This is a genomic window from Pseudoalteromonas luteoviolacea, from assembly GCF_018100925.1.
In the GTDB taxonomy this organism is placed as follows: domain Bacteria; phylum Pseudomonadota; class Gammaproteobacteria; order Enterobacterales; family Alteromonadaceae; genus Pseudoalteromonas; species Pseudoalteromonas obscura.
In genome coordinates this window covers 52,631-71,701 of record NZ_JAGJEH010000018.1, presented here as the reverse complement: position 1 = coordinate 71,701, position 19,071 = coordinate 52,631, and the positions used below count along the sequence as shown (strand labels likewise).

Genomic DNA, 19,071 nt, shown 5'->3' with positions numbered 1-19,071 from the left:
CAATACGTGAGTAGGAGTAAGTAATGGAATGCAGTGAAGTAGGGATTGAAGCGATGAATGTATATGCGGGCACAGCGTGTTTGGATGTACGTAAACTGATCGATCACCGCGAACTTGATATCGCACGCTTTAACAATCTATTGATGTCAGAAAAAACCGTGGCACTGGCCAGTGAAGATCCGGTCACGTTCGCCGTCAATGCTGCCAAGCCCATTTTGGATGCATTGAGTGAGGAAGAAAAAAACAGCATCGAAATGCTGATCACCTGTACTGAGTCAGGCATTGATTTTGGTAAATCCATTAGCACCTATGTTCATGATCACCTTGGCTTGAATAAAAATTGCCGGGTGTTTGAGGTAAAACAAGCGTGCTACTCAGGTACGGTTGGTTTACATAATGCGGCGAACTTCATTTTGTCTAACACCTCACCTGGTGCTAAAGCTTTAGTGATTGCGGTGGATCTCTGTCGATTTATGGTTTTAGGAGAAGAGGACGTCAATGAAAAAGATTGGGCGTTTTCAGAGCCTTCGGGTGGCGCTGGCGCAGTGGCTATGCTGATCAGCAATAAACCGGAAATTTTTAGGTTGGATGTTGGAGCCAGCGGTTATTACTCTTATGAGGTCATGGATACCTGCCGACCTCAGCCAGACAGTGAAGCGGGCAATGCAGATATCTCTTTGATGTCTTATTTAGATTGTTGTGAACAAACCTTTTTGCAGTACCAGCAACGTGTTGACGGGGCGAACTACGCACATACATTTGACTATTTGGCATTTCATACTCCATTTGGCGGCATGGTTAAAGGTGCGCACCGCTCGTTGATGAGAAAATTTGCGCAGCAACCTCCGGCGCAAATCGAAGCCGATTATAACCAGCGGGTAACGCCCGGACTGACCTATTGTCAGCGCATTGGTAACATTATGGGCGGGGCGTTGTATGTGTCTTTGGCGGGGGTGATAGAAGCGGGGGATTTCAGCACGCCCAGACGGATCGGGTGTTTTGCCTATGGTTCAGGGTGCTGCTCTGAATTTTACAGTGGTATTGTCACCGAGCAGGGGCAAGCACGCTTAAAGTCACTGGATATCGCATCGCATTTGGATAGTCGCTATCAGCTCTCCATCGAAGAGTATGAAAGATCTTTACGACAAAACAAAGACGTGCGCTTTGGTACCCAAGATGTGGAGGTTGAATGCCCAATCACCGATAAGATCCAACAACAACAGCAGTTGAGTCCTCGTTTGTATTTGAAGCGGATCAATAATTTTCATCGAGAATATGAATTCCAATAAAGATGTGTGAGTGTCAATCGTGACGTATGAGATGATCAAGGTTAGTCATAATGCGGAGATATGTACGCTTCAATTTAACCGACCTAACCATAAGAATACTTTGAATAAGCAAATGATTGAAGAGTGCCTGCGGGTGATCGACGACTGCGAGTTGCGCAGCAACATATTGGTTATCAAAGGACTGCCGGACGTGTTTTGTTTCGGCGCTGATTTTTCTTGGATGGACAAACAAGAGTACACAGACAACCAGCAGGGTAGTGAACACGACCCAAGTATACTGTACACGCTGTGGAAGCGAATTGCGCTGGGACCATTTATCTCCATTGCCGTGGTTGAAGGTCGGGTCAATGCCGGCGGGATGGGATTTGTTGCAGCATGTGACATTGTATTGTCAGGTAATCGCGCACAATATAGTTTGTCAGAACTCATCTTTGGAATTTTGCCCGCCTGTGTCATGCCATTTTTGATCAAAAAAGTTGGCTGGCAAAAAGCCAACTATATGACCTTGATGACCTCCCCTTTTAACGCCCACGATGTTGCCAATTGGGGACTGGCGGACGCCGTGTCCGATGATTTAGATGAGTTGCTAAGACGACATTTACTGCGTCTAAGACGCTTACCTCGTGATGGCATAATACGGCACAAACACTATATGAATACATTGAACCCACAATTACTTGAACACGAGCCGATCGCGGTACAGGAAAATCGAGCAACGTTTTCTTTGCCTTCTGTGGTAACCAATATTGGACGTTATGTGGACAGCGGCAAGCTGCCATGGGAAAGTTAAAACAATGACAAAAATAATCATCAACTCGGTTGTTTCCATCATCGAGCAGAATAACGGTGTTGTCCAGATCACCATGGAAGACCGTGACAATAAAAATATGTTTAGCCGTGATATTTTGTCAGGGTTGATGCAAGCGTATAAAAAAATAGAGGAAAATCGAACTTGCAAAGCGGTCATTATCACCGGCTTCGACAGCTATTTTTGTAGTGGTGGCACTCAGGATAGCCTGTTGTCGTTAAATGACACACAGGGCAACTTTAGCGACGTCAATATTTATAGCTTGCCATTAGAGTGCCGGGTGCCAGTGATATCTGCCATTCAGGGCCACGCCATTGGCGGCGGATTTGTGATGGGGTTATTCTCCGACATCGTGTTGCTCAGCAAAGAGAGCTATTACACCCTCAACTTTATGAAATATGGGTTTACCCCTGGGATGGGGTCGACCTTGATAGTGCCCACCAAGCTGGGCGTGGATCTGGGCAGTGAGATGTTATTAAGTGCCAATCAATATCGCGGTGATGAATTACAACAACGCGGGGTGGGGCTGCAAGTACTGCCGCGCAAAAGCGTGCTAAGTCGAGCTTACGAACTGGCTGACTTAATCGCCCAAAAGCCGCTGCGCTCAGTCTCTCTATTGAAAAAACACCTCTGTCAGCAGGTGCGCGACAAGCTGCCAACATTTATTGAGCAAGAGCTAGCTATGCATGCTCAGACCATGCATCAACCTGAGGTGACGGACAATATTAAGCGGCTATTCGGCCAGCCAAGCTCCGCACCAGCTCGCGCATCCAATGCAATGGATAGCGCCCCGAGTGAGACCATAGCGCACAGCGAGCGCACTGAGAGTGCAGCGCATCGTGACACCACAGCAGCATCGGTGTCTGAGCAAGATATCGCGATCGTCAGTGTCGCGGGGCGTTTTCCAGAGGCTGAAAACGTTGCTAAATTTTGGCAAAACCTGCAACAAGGCATGGATTGTGTTATTGATATTCCCGAGGAGCGAGCGGCGTTATTTGGCTCTGAAAGTGCTGCGTTGGCATGTCGTTGGGGTGGGTTTATTCACGGAGTTGATAAGTTCGATCCACTATTTTTTAAGATCTCCCCGCGCGAAGCACAGTTGATGGACCCACAAGAGCGATTGCTCTTAGAAGAGGTTTGGAACCTACTGGAAAGTCGCGGCTACACCAAACAAAAATTGGCACAACAATACGATCACAAGGTGGCAGTCTACACCGCATCTATGTATCAGCAGTATCATGCTTTTGACACCGAGCAAGATAAAAAAGCGATGGTGGCCATGTCATCGCTCTCTAGCATGGCCAACCGTATTTCTCACTTTTTTGACCTGCATGGACCAAGCATGGCGGTGGACACCATGTGCTCGGGGGCTGCCAGTGCAATTTATCTTGCCTGTCAAAGCCTACTCAGTGGGGCTTGTCGGCTAGCCATTGTGGGGGCCACTAATTTATCTATTCACGGCTACAAATATCAGGCGTTAAGTCAGTCTCAATTGCTGGCTGAGCAAAGTACTGTGCGAGGGTTTGGTGAATCAGGTGGGTTTATTCCCGCCGAGACGGTCGGTGCGGTGTTATTGAAGCCTTTGCGTGATGCGATACAAGATAATGATGAAGTACTGGCCGTGATCAAAGGCGTGCATACCGACCATAAAGGCACTACGGATGGATTTAATGTCTCTGATCCCGATGCTCTAACACGCTTAATGGCCGGGTGCCTGCAAACGGCCAAAGTGACGCCCCAGCAGATACACTATGTTGAAACTTCAGTTGCGGGCGCGACGGTGTCAGACAGCGCTGAAATTCAAGCGATGAAGCAGGTGTTTTGTGACGCCCTAGGTAATAGAAAACTGCCCATAGGCACCGTTAAATCGAGTATCGGCCATGCTGAAGCTGCATCAGGGCTGACGCAGCTAATCAAAGTCGCCATGCAGTTGAAGCACGGGGTATTGACCCCTTCGATCTTGCATACGCCACTTAATCCCAAACTCGATTTAGACAATGCTCCATTTACTATCCAAGACAAGTTAGCTCCGTGGACGACAGCAGCTGAGCAGCCCAGAAGTGCGATGATCAATACCTTGGGTGCAGGTGGTTCGGGTTGTTGTATGGTGCTAGAGGAGTGTCTAACTGCAAAATCAGCAACCAAAGTAGAAGGTGTACGCCGTGATCGAGTAATGGTGTTTTCAGCGCAAAATGAGACACGTCTCAAGGAGTTGGTGACACGTCATATGGAGCATTTCAGCACGGAGCAAGACATTCATCTCGACGATTTAGCGTATACGCTGATAGAAGGCAGAGAGGCCATGCCGACTCGGTTGAGTTGTGTGGTTAACACCATAGAACAGTTACGTGAATACCTCGCAGCGTGGCTAGATGGTAAGGCACAGGCGCAGGTCTTTTTTCATGATATTGAACACACGTCGCGCCATGCATCCATTGAGCTAGACGTTGAGAACGATACTGAATTGTTAAAACAGGCCAAGTTATGGGTGCAAGGAGGACAGCTGAGTTGGGTGTCTCTTTATGGTGAGCAACATAGTGTCCTGCCTCAGATCATTGCATTGCCGACTTATCCGTTTGCGCGTCGTCATTGTTGGCTACCCAAAGCGGCGCAAAAACCATCACTGAACAGTGCACAGCAGATAGATACACCGGCTCAACCAGCATTGTCTGAAACTGATATTGCGCAGGCCAGTGATGCCAATGCGGTGCAGCCATCACATCAAACGGAAGTGGCTGAGTTAGTGGGAGAGACGGTTGGACAAATCTTAGGTCTTAGCCGTGATGAGCTACAGCTGACAACGCCACTCAAAGCCTTAGGTGTCACGTCAGTGACCAAAATGTTGATAGTGTCTGCGCTTTGCGATGGTATTGAACAACTCGACGAAGCTCAAGTGGGTAGTGAGTTACTTCAAGCCGACAGTGTGTCTGATCTGATTACAGTGATTGAACGCGTGCAACCAGCACCGGCTCAGACGGTAGGGGCCAAGCACATGCCAAGTGACCTTCCGGGCTATATCTCTCAGGCCACGAGCAGTGGTTACCGCTTTGAATACGAGAACAGCGCCACACAGTTGTTAGACGAGATTGATGAACACAGTGTGGTGGTGATCGGTGCAGGTCCGGCAGGGATCATGGCAGCGTTGAGCGCCGTGCTCAATGGGGTGGAACGGGTTTACTTGTTTGATAAACGCAAGGCCGTTGACCGGATGCAAATGGTCACCATATATCAAAACGCACTGCCTTATTTACAACGCTTTGGTGTACTGACGCAGCTTATCGAGCGCGGCACGCCGATAGCACAGCACAACTTCTTTTATACCCGCAGTGACAATGAGTCTACGCGTTATTATCAAAAAGAGATCGATGAGGCACAGTTAGCGACGACCCAACTCACAGCGGCTGGTACCTCCCATAAGAGTGCCTATGATGAGTTTGTGGGCGAGTCTGTATTGGCTATCTCTTTGGCTGATCTGCAAGATGTACTGCTGATTGCTGCACGTGAACAGGGCGTGCGTATTTACTTTAATGTGGAAGCAAAAGTGGTGCCGACAGAGCTTGAGCAAGCCAGCGTAACATTGACTAATTTACAGTTGGGGTCAACTTCCACTGTCACACCAGAATTGGTGATCTTAGCCGATGGCGAGTGCAGTTCAAATGCGCAGGCTGTGGGGATATGTTACGACATTGAAACGTCCAATAAGGGAGAGGAGTGCTGGTATATCTATCACTGCCGTGCCGTTGGAGATAGATCAACACTTAACTACAAATTCTCTTTTGATGCTGAACAACAGTTATCAGGTTGTGCATTTGGGCTCTTTTATCCAAATCGTGATGAACTAGGTGTAGCGGTGTACAGTGCTAATGGTGAACTGCCAAGCGCAGAGCAGCTTGCACAGCGTGCGCAATTCTTCAGTGACTCACAGCAAAATTCGGTAGGAGAGGTGTTGTGGATCAGCAAACCCATAGATGTGCAATATTCACGGGCGAGTACCTTTATCAGTAAAAACATCATGCTTACCGGGGATGCGTCGGGAACGGGTTCACCTGTAGCGGGTATGGGAGCTGTACTGGCCATATCCGCCTATGCCAGTGCGACGGATGAGTACTTTAAGCTCAGAGGGCGCGACAAGCTGGCGGCTGAGCAGGCGTACAATGAGCGCCAGAGTTCATTTGTGGATGCATGGCAAGATCGCAGTTGCGATATTTGGTCAAAGATAGATAACTTGCCGAGCTCACATCAATCGACCGCGCAATCTGCGCAGCAAAATTTGGAACTGGAAACACCTCTATGAAAGTACAAGCACATGACGGATTAATGCTGGACGTTAACCTCAATCAGTTTGATAACACCAAGCCTACAGTGGTCTTCATCAATGCGCTGGGTGTCGACAGCTGTATTACACAGGCGTTGTCAGATGCCATGGTGGCGCGCGGTCATAACTTTGTGACCTGGCGACGCCGGGGATTTCCTGGTGTATACGATGAGCGTTTTCGCGAGTATTCCGTACAGGATCAAGTTCAAGACTTAACCAGTATTGTGACCGAGTTAGCCTTGCCCTCGTTCACCTTGGTTGCGTGGTGTACGGGGATCCAAATTGCGTTGGTTGCTGCGGCACAAGAGTCATGTTTAATCGAAAAAATGGTGCTATTCAATGCGCCAAATTTCTTTAATCAAGGCACGCCGGGGCTCACGGGCGATACCATAGGTCAGGTTTGCCGCATGTTGATCCACGATGAGAAGAAGCTTGATTTTCTCCATCAAAACATCGTGGCGTATAACACCAAAAGCATGCAAGACAAATTGGCGCGTATTGATAATAAGCACTACCAACAGATGATCCAAGCACCGTTCAATAGCGGTAAAGAGGCGTTTCTACGGTTTGCCCATCTGGTCAATACCACCCACGAATTTAAGATCAGTCGCACCTTAACTGAACAGATCAGCTGCCCAACCTTCATTGTCGGTGGAGGTAACGATGATATGGTCGCCTGGCAAGAGTCCGTGGCGCTTGCCGAAATTATTCCGGATGCCGAATATAAAATTTTTGCTAATTGGGGGCATTACAATCTGTTTACCGACACCGCAGAGGTCTGCGAAGACTTAATTTTAAACGGCCATTAAACACGCGAAGTACGCACAGAAAAGCATTTAATCGTCACCACGGTGCTTGGTAAAAGCTTGGGTTTGGGGCGGTGCAAAATATTGACAGAAGGGGATCGGAGTGAGCAACCAAAAAATAGCGATCATTGGGATATCAGGAAAATACCCAGGCGCAGACAGCCTAGATGAATTGTGGGAAAACCTCAAACAAGGCAAAGATACCGTCACGGAAATACCCAAAACGCGTTGGGATCACGCTTTGTATCATCAGCCAGGTAACCGGGTGTATGGTAAAAGTTATAGTAAATGGGGTGGATTCATCAATGATGTAGATCAATTTGACCCCTTGTTCTTTAATATGGCGCCAAAAGTCGCCGAGCTGACCGATCCTCAAGAAAGGCAATTTCTCCAGTGTGCCTATCACACAGTTGAAGATGCTGGATACTCGTGTGAAGGGCTCTCAGAGAGAGGGCCTGTAGGGGTATTTTGCGCGGTAGAGTACAATGAATATTTGATGTACAGTCAGGCCAATACACCGGTTTCTGCACTCAATGCTTCTATTACTAATGGGGTGTCTTACTGTTGTAATTTTACCGGTCCTAGCATGACCATTGATACCATGTGCTCGGGCTCCATCAGCTCGGTACACTTAGCGTGTCAAAGTATTTTAAACGGCGAGTGCCGTGCCGCCATCGCAGGTGGCGTCAACCTAACACTGCACCCCAATAAGTTTATTTTACATAGTGCGGGGCGTTTTTCATCGAAAACTGGGCGCTGTCATAGTTTTGGGGATAAAGCGACAGGCTATGTGGCTTCAGAAGGCGTTGGGGCTGTGTTGCTCAAACCCCTCGCTGATGCCCTCGAAGATGGTGATCATATCTATGGGGTGGTCCTAGCGACGGCCATCAACCATGGCGGCGCGTCGAGAACGTATACCGTACCAAAAGCATCTTCGCAGGCAGAGGTAATAAGCCAAGCGTTGGCAAAAACGGCGTCTGATCCCATCAGTTATATTGAGGCGCACGGTTCAGGCACCGCAATTGGAGATGTGATTGAAGTCGATGGTTTACAAAGGGCATATAACGAGGGTTATCTGGCCAAGAATGCGCAGGGCGAAGCGGCGTGCTTGATAGGCTCTATCAAATCTAATATTGGTCACTGTGAAAGTGCATCAGGCATTGCCGGATTAACGAAGGTTTTGCTGCAAATGCGCTATAAAACCATTGTCCCCTCTATTCACTCACAAACACGCAACCCCTATATTGATTTTGATAACTCTCCGTTTGACGTGCCACGTGAAGCACAGCCGTGGCAAGTTGCTGAGGGGAAAAAGCGCGTAGCGGGTATCTCAGCATTTGGCGCTGGCGGTTCAAATGCGCATATGGTGGTTGAGGAGTATGTCGCAGAGATCCCCGTTGAGCAACAATCCGTATCTGTGCCAAGTTATATCGTGTTGTCGGCTAAAAGTACTGAGCAGCTGCACAGAGCGGTAAGGCGATTGCACACTACGCTTGAACACACCGGTCAGAGTGTCCACGATGTGCAGGACCTTCGCAGTATCGCCAGTACTTTGCAAGTTGGTAGAGCGCATCATGAGCACCGACTTGCCCTCGCAGCAAATTCAATGGATGAGCTTACCCAGCAACTCGCCGATGTTCTAGAGCATCAATTTGATGACATTAGCAAACCGACCCAGCGCTGGTATGGAGAAATTATCAAAGGCAAAGCGTTGGATGCATTTATTACTGCCAATAATCTAGTCTATGCTGATCTCTTGTCTGAGGCGGATTGGCCCGCCTTGGTAGGGTTGTGGATCCAAGGTTACCCAGTTGACTGGCGAGCCTTATATGATGGCACACTGCCAAACAAAGTGAGCTTACCCGGATACCCCTTTGCAAAGCAGCGTTACTGGGTACCTGACACCGATGTTGAGCGTACTTATCCACCATTAGCGCAACTTGAAGCGCTGGCTGAAAATGCAGCGCCTGTGCGCGAGCAGACGGCGTCTTATTTAAAGCCTTTGCAATCGATTATACCTTTGACCGGCAGTGAGTATTTTATCGCACAACATGTGGTCAACCAAAACCCGATCCTGCCTGGTGTGGCATATCTGGAGCTAGTAAGGGAGGCGCTTAGCACCCTATTAGAGGAACATCAGCATTACTCAATAGACAATGTAACTTGGCGTCGCCCGATGATATTTGACGGTCAGAGCAAACAGGTTGTGATCGAATTGTCTTGCCTACCGCAAGCAGGGCAGCGTACGCGGTTTAGAATTTACGACTTGCTCGACCCATCCAGTGGAGACTTTTGTCGTGGGGCTATCAATTTAGGTGAGCGCGAAGCCCCCAGCAAGGTGCCTGAGTTAGCGCAGTTGCGCGAGAAGGGTAAGACGATTGAGGTCGATAAGCAGACATTCTATGGTCAGTTTTTGCAGGCTGGGCTGGACTATGGATCGGCATTTCGTGGGGTTGAGTCACTGCAGCGCAGTGGAGCATACGTGGTGGGACGACTGAAAGCGCAGCAGCCACAGCCGCAGCCATCTCAAACGATGAAGTGGCGCCCGGAAATACTCGACTCAGCACTGCATTGTATTTTGGGCTTTTATCTTGGCGAACAGCCCTACGTAGAGGAAGCTGACTCTCAACAAGGGCCTATGGTCCCCTTTGTGCTCAATCAAGTGAAAGAATATGCCCCCTTGCCAGAAACTGTGTGGGTCATACTTGATGCCAAACAGTGTACGGTCAGCACTCAGGTTATTGATTTGTCACTGTGTGATGAACAGGGCAATGTGTGCTTGCAATTACTCGGTTATACTGCACGGGTGATGAAGTCGTCGACACCTGTGAAAAAGGAGCTGGTCAAGGAGCGCAGACCGTCAAAAACAGAGCAAGCAGAGCCTTGTGGGGAAATCAAACTCTTGTCACCGACGTGGCAGTCACAGCCTTTCGCCGCAGCAACAACGGATAACTTTAACGGCGATACAACTTGGGTTGTTTTACTGGGCGATGCAGCACAGTGGTCTGCTCAATTGCGCGCGCGTTTTACAGGTGTAGAGGTGGTGTGTATCGATGCACCTGCCGAAGCGTCGAAGGCCTCTCTGTGTAGCGCGGATCATTATCTGCACTATGCACAAGCACTGCTGGCGGTGTTACAACAAGTCATTCAGCATCAAGGGGCCAAGCCTCAGCGCATCCAATTGGTCGCGCCACCAGGTACAGACCAGCGCATGTATGCGGGGCTGTTGCCGATGCTCGAAGCGGCCATTCACGAGCATGTGATTAAATTTGCGGATGTGATCATGGCGGACTCTAGCGCAGAGGTTGAAAAGCAGATCATACACAATGCTCACACACACAAGCCCAGTTGCATTGAACTGAAGTCGCAACAATGTGACATCAGGCGCTGGCAGGCTTTGCCAGCAGTTGAAAAAGCCGTGTCGCCGTGGCAGGAGCAAGGGGTGTACCTGATCAGCGGTGGTTTTGGTGGCCTTGGTAAAATATTTACCCAGACTATTCTTGCCCAGACCCAAACCAGTAAGGTGATCCTATGGGGTCGTGGCGAGCTGGATTTAGCGCGCCAACAGTGGCTTTCACAGTGCAATGCGCAGGGCGATAGGGTGCATTATCAAGCGATTGATCTCTCGCGATTAAACGAGGTGGAAGATGCCATTGCACAGGTGTTGGAAGAGTTTGGTCAAATCACCGGGGTTTTGCATGCCGCGGGGGTATTACAAGATGGTATGATCGTCAGAAAATCGCCACAGCATATGGACCGAGTGCTATCGCCAAAAGTGCAAGGGCTCGTCAATTTGGACGCTGCGACGCGTACATGTGAATTAAAGTTTTTTGCCTTGTTCTCATCGATCAGCAGTGTATTGGGTGCGCCAGGTCAGGCCGATTATGCGGCGGCAAACGGGTTTATGGACTGGTTTGCCCACGATAGGGCGCTGCGTGTTAAACGCGGGGAGTGCTCCGGTCACAGTGTGTCCGTCAACTGGCCGCTTTGGCAAGATGGTGGGATGCGAATGCCCCGTCATGCGATGCGCGAATTGAAAGAAACATCTGGATTAATACCACTGCCAACCGAGGCTGGGCTTGACGCGTTTTCGAGCGCGTTGGCCGCAAAAGTATCACAGGTTCTGGTCTTGTATGGCACGGGGGAAGCGTACCAAAACTTCGCGCACCAACTGCAGGCCGTGGATGCGTATTACACCGTTGAGCAGCCAGCGCAGCGTGGAGCCGCCGCGTCTTTCAACGTGCAAGATGTTATCCGTGAAGTCAGTGATTTACTGAAAGTGCCTCAGTCGAGCATTGATGGCACAACGGCGCTGTTTGATATTGGCTTTGATTCAGTCTCTATCAGTGAATTGGCGAATGTGCTGACCCAAGCGACAGGGGTAGAGCTGCCCGTTAGTGTATTTTATGACTGCACTCAAATTGATGAGCTGACCCACTACTTACAATCGCATCTATCCCAAGGCGATGAGAGCGCAACCGCGCAAGAGAGAACGGCTGTTCCCCAGCATCCCAGCGCTGCGGCGGTGGCGCCATCGCTCAGTGAAGATACCGTGATCGCGATGATCAGTGAGTTACTCAAAGTGCCAGCTTCGAGTATTGATGGTAATACGGCGTTTTCGGACATTGGTTTCGATTCGGTTTCATTGGGAGAGCTTGCCAGCCACTTAAGTCAGGCGCTGGACGTAGAGCTCTCTGCTACGTTGTTTTATGAGTGTACTGTAGTGGCCGAACTGGTTGCGTATTTACAAACGCAGCTCAGCCATGCACCGACTCAATCTCCCGTGCAAATATCTAAAACAGCGCCAAGCGCACCGTGCAATGAAGGGGATATTATTGCTGAGATCAGCGAGTTGCTCAAAGTACCCGCTGAGAGCATTGATGCGGACACGACATTTGAGCAGATCGGCTTTGACTCGGTTTCTTTGACTGAGTTAGCAAGTGCGCTCAGTGCTCGCTACGAGGTTGAGTTGTCTACCACGGTTTTCTATCAGTGCACCTGTGTTGGTGAGTTGGTTCATCATATGAATGAGTTGCTAAGTGACACGCAGCATCAAGTGCGCAGTACGGAGTCTGTTCAGCCTTCAGCGACCGTTGTTGAGTCGCAAAAAGAGGCGCACTCAGACATAACACAAGCATTGTTGGTGTTGATCAGTGACATGTTGAAAATCGCCAAACATGACTTCGACGTCCATACGCCGCTGGATCAGTTGGGCTTTGACTCGGTGAGCTTTGCTGAGTTAGCTCAGGCGATCAATCATCGCTACCAAGCAGAGCTGGCGCCCACGATTTTTTACGACATCAACACCGTATCCGCTCTGGCGGCTCACCTGTCTGACTCACACAGCGATGATAAAGCGCCTGTAGAATACGTCGAGAAAGTAAAAACAGTGCATTCACAACAGCCTGTCGACCCTTCGGTTAGACCGTACGCGGAGGATATGCAAGAGACTGAACAGCAAGCTCGCCACTCGACTGTTGACCAAGATGATGATTGCATCGCTATTATCGGTATGGATGGACAATTTCCTGGCGCCAGTGATATTGCACAATTTTGGGATAATTTGAAACAAGGGAAAGACTGCGTCACTGAAATACCTAAGGAGCGCTGGGATTGGCGCGATGTGTACGGTGATACCAAACAAGATCCTCGTGCCACGCGCAGTAAGTGGGGCGGATTTTTAGCTCAAATTGACCAGTTTGATGCCGGGTTTTTTGGTATTTCCTCCCACGAAGCAAGGCAGATGGACCCCCAGCAAAGATTACTGTTGCAAAGTGCTTGGCACGCAATTGAAGATGCCGGGTATGCGCCGGAATCGCTGTCAGGGTCAAATACGGGAGTGTATATTGGTATTGCGCATACCAGCGGATATGGTTCTGAAAACAATGCCAGTGATCAAGGCGCGGGCGCATCGATGGAGTTGTCTGGGCCGATCAATGCACCTTCTTTGGGGCCAAACCGGATCAGCTATTTTTTGAATTTAAAAGGCCCAAGTGAACCTGTTGAGACTGCGTGTTCGAGTGCTCTGGTCGCTTTACACCGGGCTGTCACAGCGCTGCGCAGCGGTGACTGTCGCTTATGTTTAGTCGGGGGCGTTAACGTCATAGTGACTGCACAGGGCCACATTAATTTGAGCCGTGCAGGCCTACTTAGCGAAGCGGGCCAGTGCCGTGCTTTTGCAGCCAATGCAGATGGCTATGTGCGCAGTGAAGGCGTTGCTACTGTGTTATTGAAACGCTTATCTGAGGCAAAACGAGATGGAGATAATATCCTTGCTGTGATCCGCAATAGTAAAGTGGGCTATACCGGCAAAGGAAGCGGATTTGCCGCACCGAATACCAACTCACAAGCGACATTGATCAAAGCGTGTTATGAAGAGAAAAACATTGACCCCGCGCAAGTTAGTTACGTTGAAGCACAGGGAACCGGTACTGAAATCGGAGATGCCGTTGAGTTTCAAGCGCTAACGAAGGCATTTAAGGGGGCGCAACAAGGGGGTTGTGCGCTGGCCTCGGTTAAAACCCATGTTGGACACATGGAAATGGCATCGGGCATGGCTTCTTTACTTAAGGTTGTCTTGCAAATGCAACACAACCATCTGGTTGCAAACTTGCACAGTGATGAATTGAACCCGCACATTAACATTGCACAGTCGCCATTTTATATTCCTGCAACGGCCGAGCCATGGTCACGCGGTTCACAGCGCGACCCCAAAGTGGCGGGGATCAACGCTTTTGGATTTGGTGGTGTCAACGCACATGTCATTGTTGAGCAATACCGCGCACCTGATCCCCAAAGCGCACGTCAAACACATGGCCCTTATGTCATGCTGCTGTCTGCAAAAACACAGCCGCAAATTGCGATCCAAGCGCGCAATTTACTGACTTGGCTTGCCCGCGAACCTCAGCTTGATCTGTATCGTGTTGCCTACACACTGCAAGTGGGGCGCAGTGCGATGGAAGAGCGGGTAGCTATGGTGGTCAATTCGCAAGCCGAATTTGTTGAATGTCTAACCCAAATTACGCAAGGTGAATACAATGCGCCTGGCGTATACCAAGGCACGAGTGCGAGTTGCCCACCGATTGTCTCTATGCTGCAAAGCGACACCGCGTTACAGACGGTGGTAGATGGTTGGCTGAAATCTCGTGATCTGAGTATGTTAGCGTCACTTTGGTGTAACGGCTTATCTATCGCATGGCAAAATATGTATCGGGGTGAAGTGGTGCGACGGGTAAGTTTACCGGGATACCCATTTAAAGCGACGCGACATTGGATTGGTGAATTTGAACAGCAAATCAACCAGTCGGCGGATCGCTCTGAGCAGCTGATTGCGAACACTGAGCTTGAGGAGCAGCTTTTGAGATTGGCGCAGGATAGCATGGCCGAGCAGGCACACCTGACGCTCACTGGCGCGTTGGATCTGAGTGGTTGCAGTTCAGTGGAGTTGGTGCAATGGCAGCAAAAAATTCACCAGACACTCAACATTCAAGTTACCACGCATGATTTAATGGCTGCAAACAGTATTCGTGCACTTGCCGAGCAATTAAGTGCCACTCAGGCAGGTGAGGAGCTGCAAGTTGAGCATGGCATGGTGTCACTTTCTGGTTCTGAAGGCGCAGGGCCTGCCCTGATCTGCGTACCGGCGGCCGGCGCTATGTTGAGCAGTTTCTCCCCCTTGGTGAAGCTGTTACAAGGTCGTATGCGTCTTTATGGTTTTGGCCATCGAGGGTTTCATGATTCGAGCATTGCGCACGATAGCATCCAGGCCATGGCACAGGATTATGTGACTCAGCTGTCATCGCTACCCGAGCAACAAACTATCTATTTGCTAGGGCACTCCTTGGGGGCCAGTGTCGTGTATGAAATGGCTTGTTTATTGCGCAATGAGGGTCGCAAAGTACATATTTTTATGCTGGACAGCGAATTGTACGCGCAAGGTGACATATCCTTGTCTGCGTTTTTCCAATTTTTTGTTCGCGATACACAGGTAGCAAATACACTGGCTCACAAACAAGCCCAAGGTGACGACGTGGTTACCCCACTGGCTCAGGCCTTACTCGATGAAGCTGCGGTGTCCACTGAACACAGCAAGGCGTATCTGCAGCAGATAATGCACGCCTATGCGCAGCAGATATTGATGGGATTGCAGTATGTGCCGTCGCAAAAATACGACGGTGATATTACCTTGCTGTTGGCTAAGCAAAGCCATATGGGAGGCGAAAACCGCCAACAAACGCTGGCGAAATATCGCCGCTATTGCTTACAAAACATCCCCCTAGTTTCGGTCTCAGGTGGCCATTACAGCGTATTGGAAAAAGCCAATGTAGCGGATGTTGCGCAGATCCTACGCCAGACGATCACGCCACAATTCGCAGCACAGGCTGGGGAGATAAATGATGTTTAACAATCGAAAAATGGCCGCTATAGCGCATCATTGTTGCCCCCCTAACGTGTTGACTTCAGAGCAAGAGAGCAGCTTATGTCACTAGTATTTATGTTCGTAGGGCAGGGTTCCCAACACTACAAAATGGCCGAGACACTCTATAACAACAATGCGGCGTTTCGCAATAATATGCAACGCTTGGATAGGGTTGCCATTGAAGCAGGGGGGAGGTCAATTCTCGCCAAGCTATACACGAGCACAGGGCAGCTAAATCCTGTCTTTGATGAGTTGCGTTATACTCACCCCGCTATCTACATGCTGGAATATGCATTGGCGGCAAGCTTGATACAACACGGGGTTAAGCCTGATTTTGTACTGGGCTCGAGCTTGGGTGAGGTTGTGGCGGCCACCATTGCTGGGTGTATTGAGCCAGAACAAGGCATGCGTTTTGTGGTTGAGCAAGCCGATATTTTTGAACGCTATGCTGACACAGGCGGCATGACGGCCATTCTGGCAGATCCTCAACAATGCGGCGAGCTTAAGTTGGCGGAGCGCGGCCTTGAAATTGCTGCGCTGAACTATGATGCGCACTTCGTGGTATCGGGGTCAAACGACGCATTGACGGAGCTTGAAGCACAATTGCCGCAGTACGGACACGCATTTATGCGTTTGCCCGTCACTCAAGCTTTCCACTCCTCAAAACTCAACCGGGCAAAATCTGCATTTCTCGAATTGTGTCAAAAGTATCGATTTTATGAACCTTCCCTGCCGTTAATCTCCAGTACCACGGGGGCGTTGGTGAAGCGAGTGGATGGCGATTATTTTTGGCAGGTGGTCCGTCAAGTTATTCAATTTCCACAGGCTGTGGCCACCGCAGAAAAACTCGGTGCCCGCCATTTTTGTGATTTAGGCCCATCAGGCACGATGGCGAATTTTGCCAAAAGGTGCCTCTCGCACCAGAGCGGGTGCGAGATCACTGCGTTACTTAACCCTTTTGCAGCAACTTTGGATTTATTCAACGAGTTGATAGCAACATATTCGCATTCAGAACAAGGTAATAAAAATATGAGCATGACAAACACAGCAATCGACCCAGCCACCAAAGTGTATATGTTTCCAGGCCAAGGTGCTCAACAAGTGGGCATGGGCCGAGAGTTATTCGATAAATACCCTCAGTTAATTCGCGCTGCAGATGAGATTTTAGGTTATTCAATCAAAGCGCTATGTTTGAATGGGCCGGTCAGTAAGCTGGGCAACACACAATATACGCAGGCTGCATTGTATACGGTCAGTGCATTGAGCTATTTAGACAAAATCGCCAATGAAGCTGAACCCGACGTGGTTATGGGGCACAGCTTAGGTGAATTCAACGCTCTCTTTGCCGCGGGGGTATTCAGCTTTGAAGATGGCTTGAGGTTGGTGAAAAAGCGGGGTGAGTTGATGGCGCAAATGTCCGATGGCGGGATGGTCGCGGTGATGAAATGTGCGCCAGAGGTGATCCAGAAAGTGATGGATACCGCACACATCAAAGATATTGACTTTGCCAATTACAACAGTCCTTCACAACTGGTATTAGCAGGGCCAAAAGACAGTTTGGCACGCTTAACCTTGGGCTTAGAAGAGGAAGGCGCTGCGGTTGTGCCGCTGAATGTCAGTGCGCCGTTTCACTCTCGTTATATGGCACAAGTACAGCGCCACTTTGCAGACTATTTAACACAATTTTCATTTGCCACTCCCAACAAGGTCATTATTTCAAATGTGCATGCTCAGCCATATGATGTAGCGCAGCTGAAACAGTGTTTGGCAATGCAGATCTCTTCTCCAGTGCGCTGGTGCGATAGCATAGACTATTTGTTACATAAAGGAGTGAGCAATTTTCATGAAGTGGGCCACGGCCAAGTACTGACAAATTTATTGGCAAAAATTCAAACTGCCTGGACAAGTACACATGGCACATCAGTAAAGAGCAAAGAGTCTACCTCTGTGCCAGCAAATGGAGCGCGCCCGATTCATGCTGTGGCACCGCTTACTTCACGACAGCTTGGCTCTGAACACTTTAAGAAAAAATATGGCTTGCAATATGCCTACGCAACGGGGGCGATGTACAAGGGCATTGCCTCAAAGGCGCTGGTGATCCGTATGGCGAAGGCTGGATTTTTATCTTTCTTTGGCACTGGTGGGCTAAGTGACGAAAACATTGCACAGAATATTGACGAGATCCAACAGGCCCTTGGCAGTGCTACGACGGTTGGGATGAATCTGGTGTGTAACTTGGCAAACCCAGATAAAGAAATGCGTACGGTTGAACTGTTTATGCGCAAGGGGATCACTGTGATTGAAGCCGCTGCGTTTCTCAGTGTTACCCCCGCTTTGGTACGTTATCGCCTACAAGGTCTGAGTCGAGATGCCCACGGCAATGTGCGTGCGACGAATCGCATTATGGCTAAGATCTCTAGACCAGAAGTCGCCGAGCAATTTTTGAAACCCGCCCCCGCTCATGTGGTTAAAAAATTACTCGAGCAGGGGTTGGTGAGTCGTGAACAAGCCGAGCTGGCGAAAACCATTGCGATGGCGGATTCACTTTGCGTCGAGGCGGATTCAGGCGGGCACACAGATATGGGTGTGTTGTCGGTAATTCTGCCTACCATCATTAGGCTGCGCGATCGGGTTGCCAACGAGTATAACTACCGAGCACAGATCGATGTCGGTGCAGCTGGCGGTATTGGTACGCCAGAGTCAGCCGCATCTGCGCTGATGCTTGGTGCGGACTTTATTTTAACTGGTTCAATTAATCAATGTTCGCCAGAGGCGGGCACCAGCGATGAAGTGAAAGCGCTGCTGCAAGACGCCAATATTCACGACACGCGATATGCCCCAGCAGGCGATATGTTTGAAATTGGTGCAAAAGTTCAGGTGTTGAGAAAAGGCGTCTTTTTTCCAGCCAGAGCAAACAAATTGTATGAGTTGTGGCAGCGTCACCAAGGGTGGCACGAGGTAGATGCAGCGACCCGAGATCTGATAGAGAAGAAATACTTTAAGCGTTCTTTTGATGCCGTGTATCAAGAAACGTGTGAGTATTACAACAAAGCGAAGCCGCAAGAGATAGTGCGCGCCGAAAAAGACAGCAAGCATAAAATGGCCTTAGTATTTCGCTGGTATTTCATTCATACCAATCGCATTGCCATCAGCGGTGCTGCCGATAAAGTGGACTATCAAATTCACTGTGGTCCGTCCCTTGGGGCGTTCAATCAATGGGTTAAAGGTACCCGATTTGAGGCGTGGCAAAACCGTCACGTTGATGAAATCGCACACTTGTTATTGGATGGCACCGCAGAGTATATGACGCAAAAATATGCGCAATTGATGACTCGCGCGGAGCAGCCTAAACAAGGTGCAGCAGTGCCTGAGGTGGCATTACAAGATTAGAAACTGGTTGCCTTAATTACGGCACACAACCCTGTAGTTTATAG

6 protein-coding genes are annotated in these 19,071 nt (G+C 49.5%); all 6 read left to right on the top strand.

Translation table 11 applies throughout. The features are described from left to right. Positions 1–23: 23 nt before the first annotated feature. The gene (locus tag J8M00_RS25770) at positions 24–1,289 is read left to right on the top strand and encodes a hydroxymethylglutaryl-CoA synthase family protein (protein ID WP_211013255.1); all 1,266 of its coding nucleotides are present in this window, start codon (positions 24–26) and stop codon (positions 1,287–1,289) included. Positions 1,290–1,299: 10 nt separating this feature from the next. Next, positions 1,300–2,079 carry an enoyl-CoA hydratase/isomerase gene (locus J8M00_RS25765; protein ID WP_211013254.1) on the top strand — a complete coding sequence of 260 codons (780 nt, stop codon included), beginning with the start codon at positions 1,300–1,302 and terminating at the stop codon, positions 2,077–2,079. A 4-nt stretch (positions 2,080–2,083) separates the two neighbouring features. Continuing rightward, positions 2,084–6,391 (top strand): polyketide synthase, encoded by a 4,308-nt coding sequence (locus tag J8M00_RS25760; RefSeq protein ID WP_211013253.1) that lies wholly within the window; start codon positions 2,084–2,086, stop codon positions 6,389–6,391. Continuing rightward, positions 6,388–7,221, top strand: coding sequence for an alpha/beta fold hydrolase (locus J8M00_RS25755; protein ID WP_211013252.1), 834 nt, complete (start codon positions 6,388–6,390; stop codon positions 7,219–7,221). The genes J8M00_RS25760 and J8M00_RS25755 overlap by 4 nt, the downstream gene beginning before the upstream one ends. A gap of 100 nt (positions 7,222–7,321) precedes the next feature. Further along, the gene (locus J8M00_RS25750; RefSeq protein WP_211013251.1) at positions 7,322–15,622 is read left to right on the top strand and encodes an SDR family NAD(P)-dependent oxidoreductase; all 8,301 of its coding nucleotides are present in this window, start codon (positions 7,322–7,324) and stop codon (positions 15,620–15,622) included. A gap of 75 nt (positions 15,623–15,697) precedes the next feature. Next, positions 15,698–19,027 carry an ACP S-malonyltransferase gene (gene fabD, locus J8M00_RS25745; protein WP_211013250.1) on the top strand — a complete coding sequence of 1,110 codons (3,330 nt, stop codon included), beginning with the start codon at positions 15,698–15,700 and terminating at the stop codon, positions 19,025–19,027. Positions 19,028–19,071: the final 44 nt, after the last annotated feature.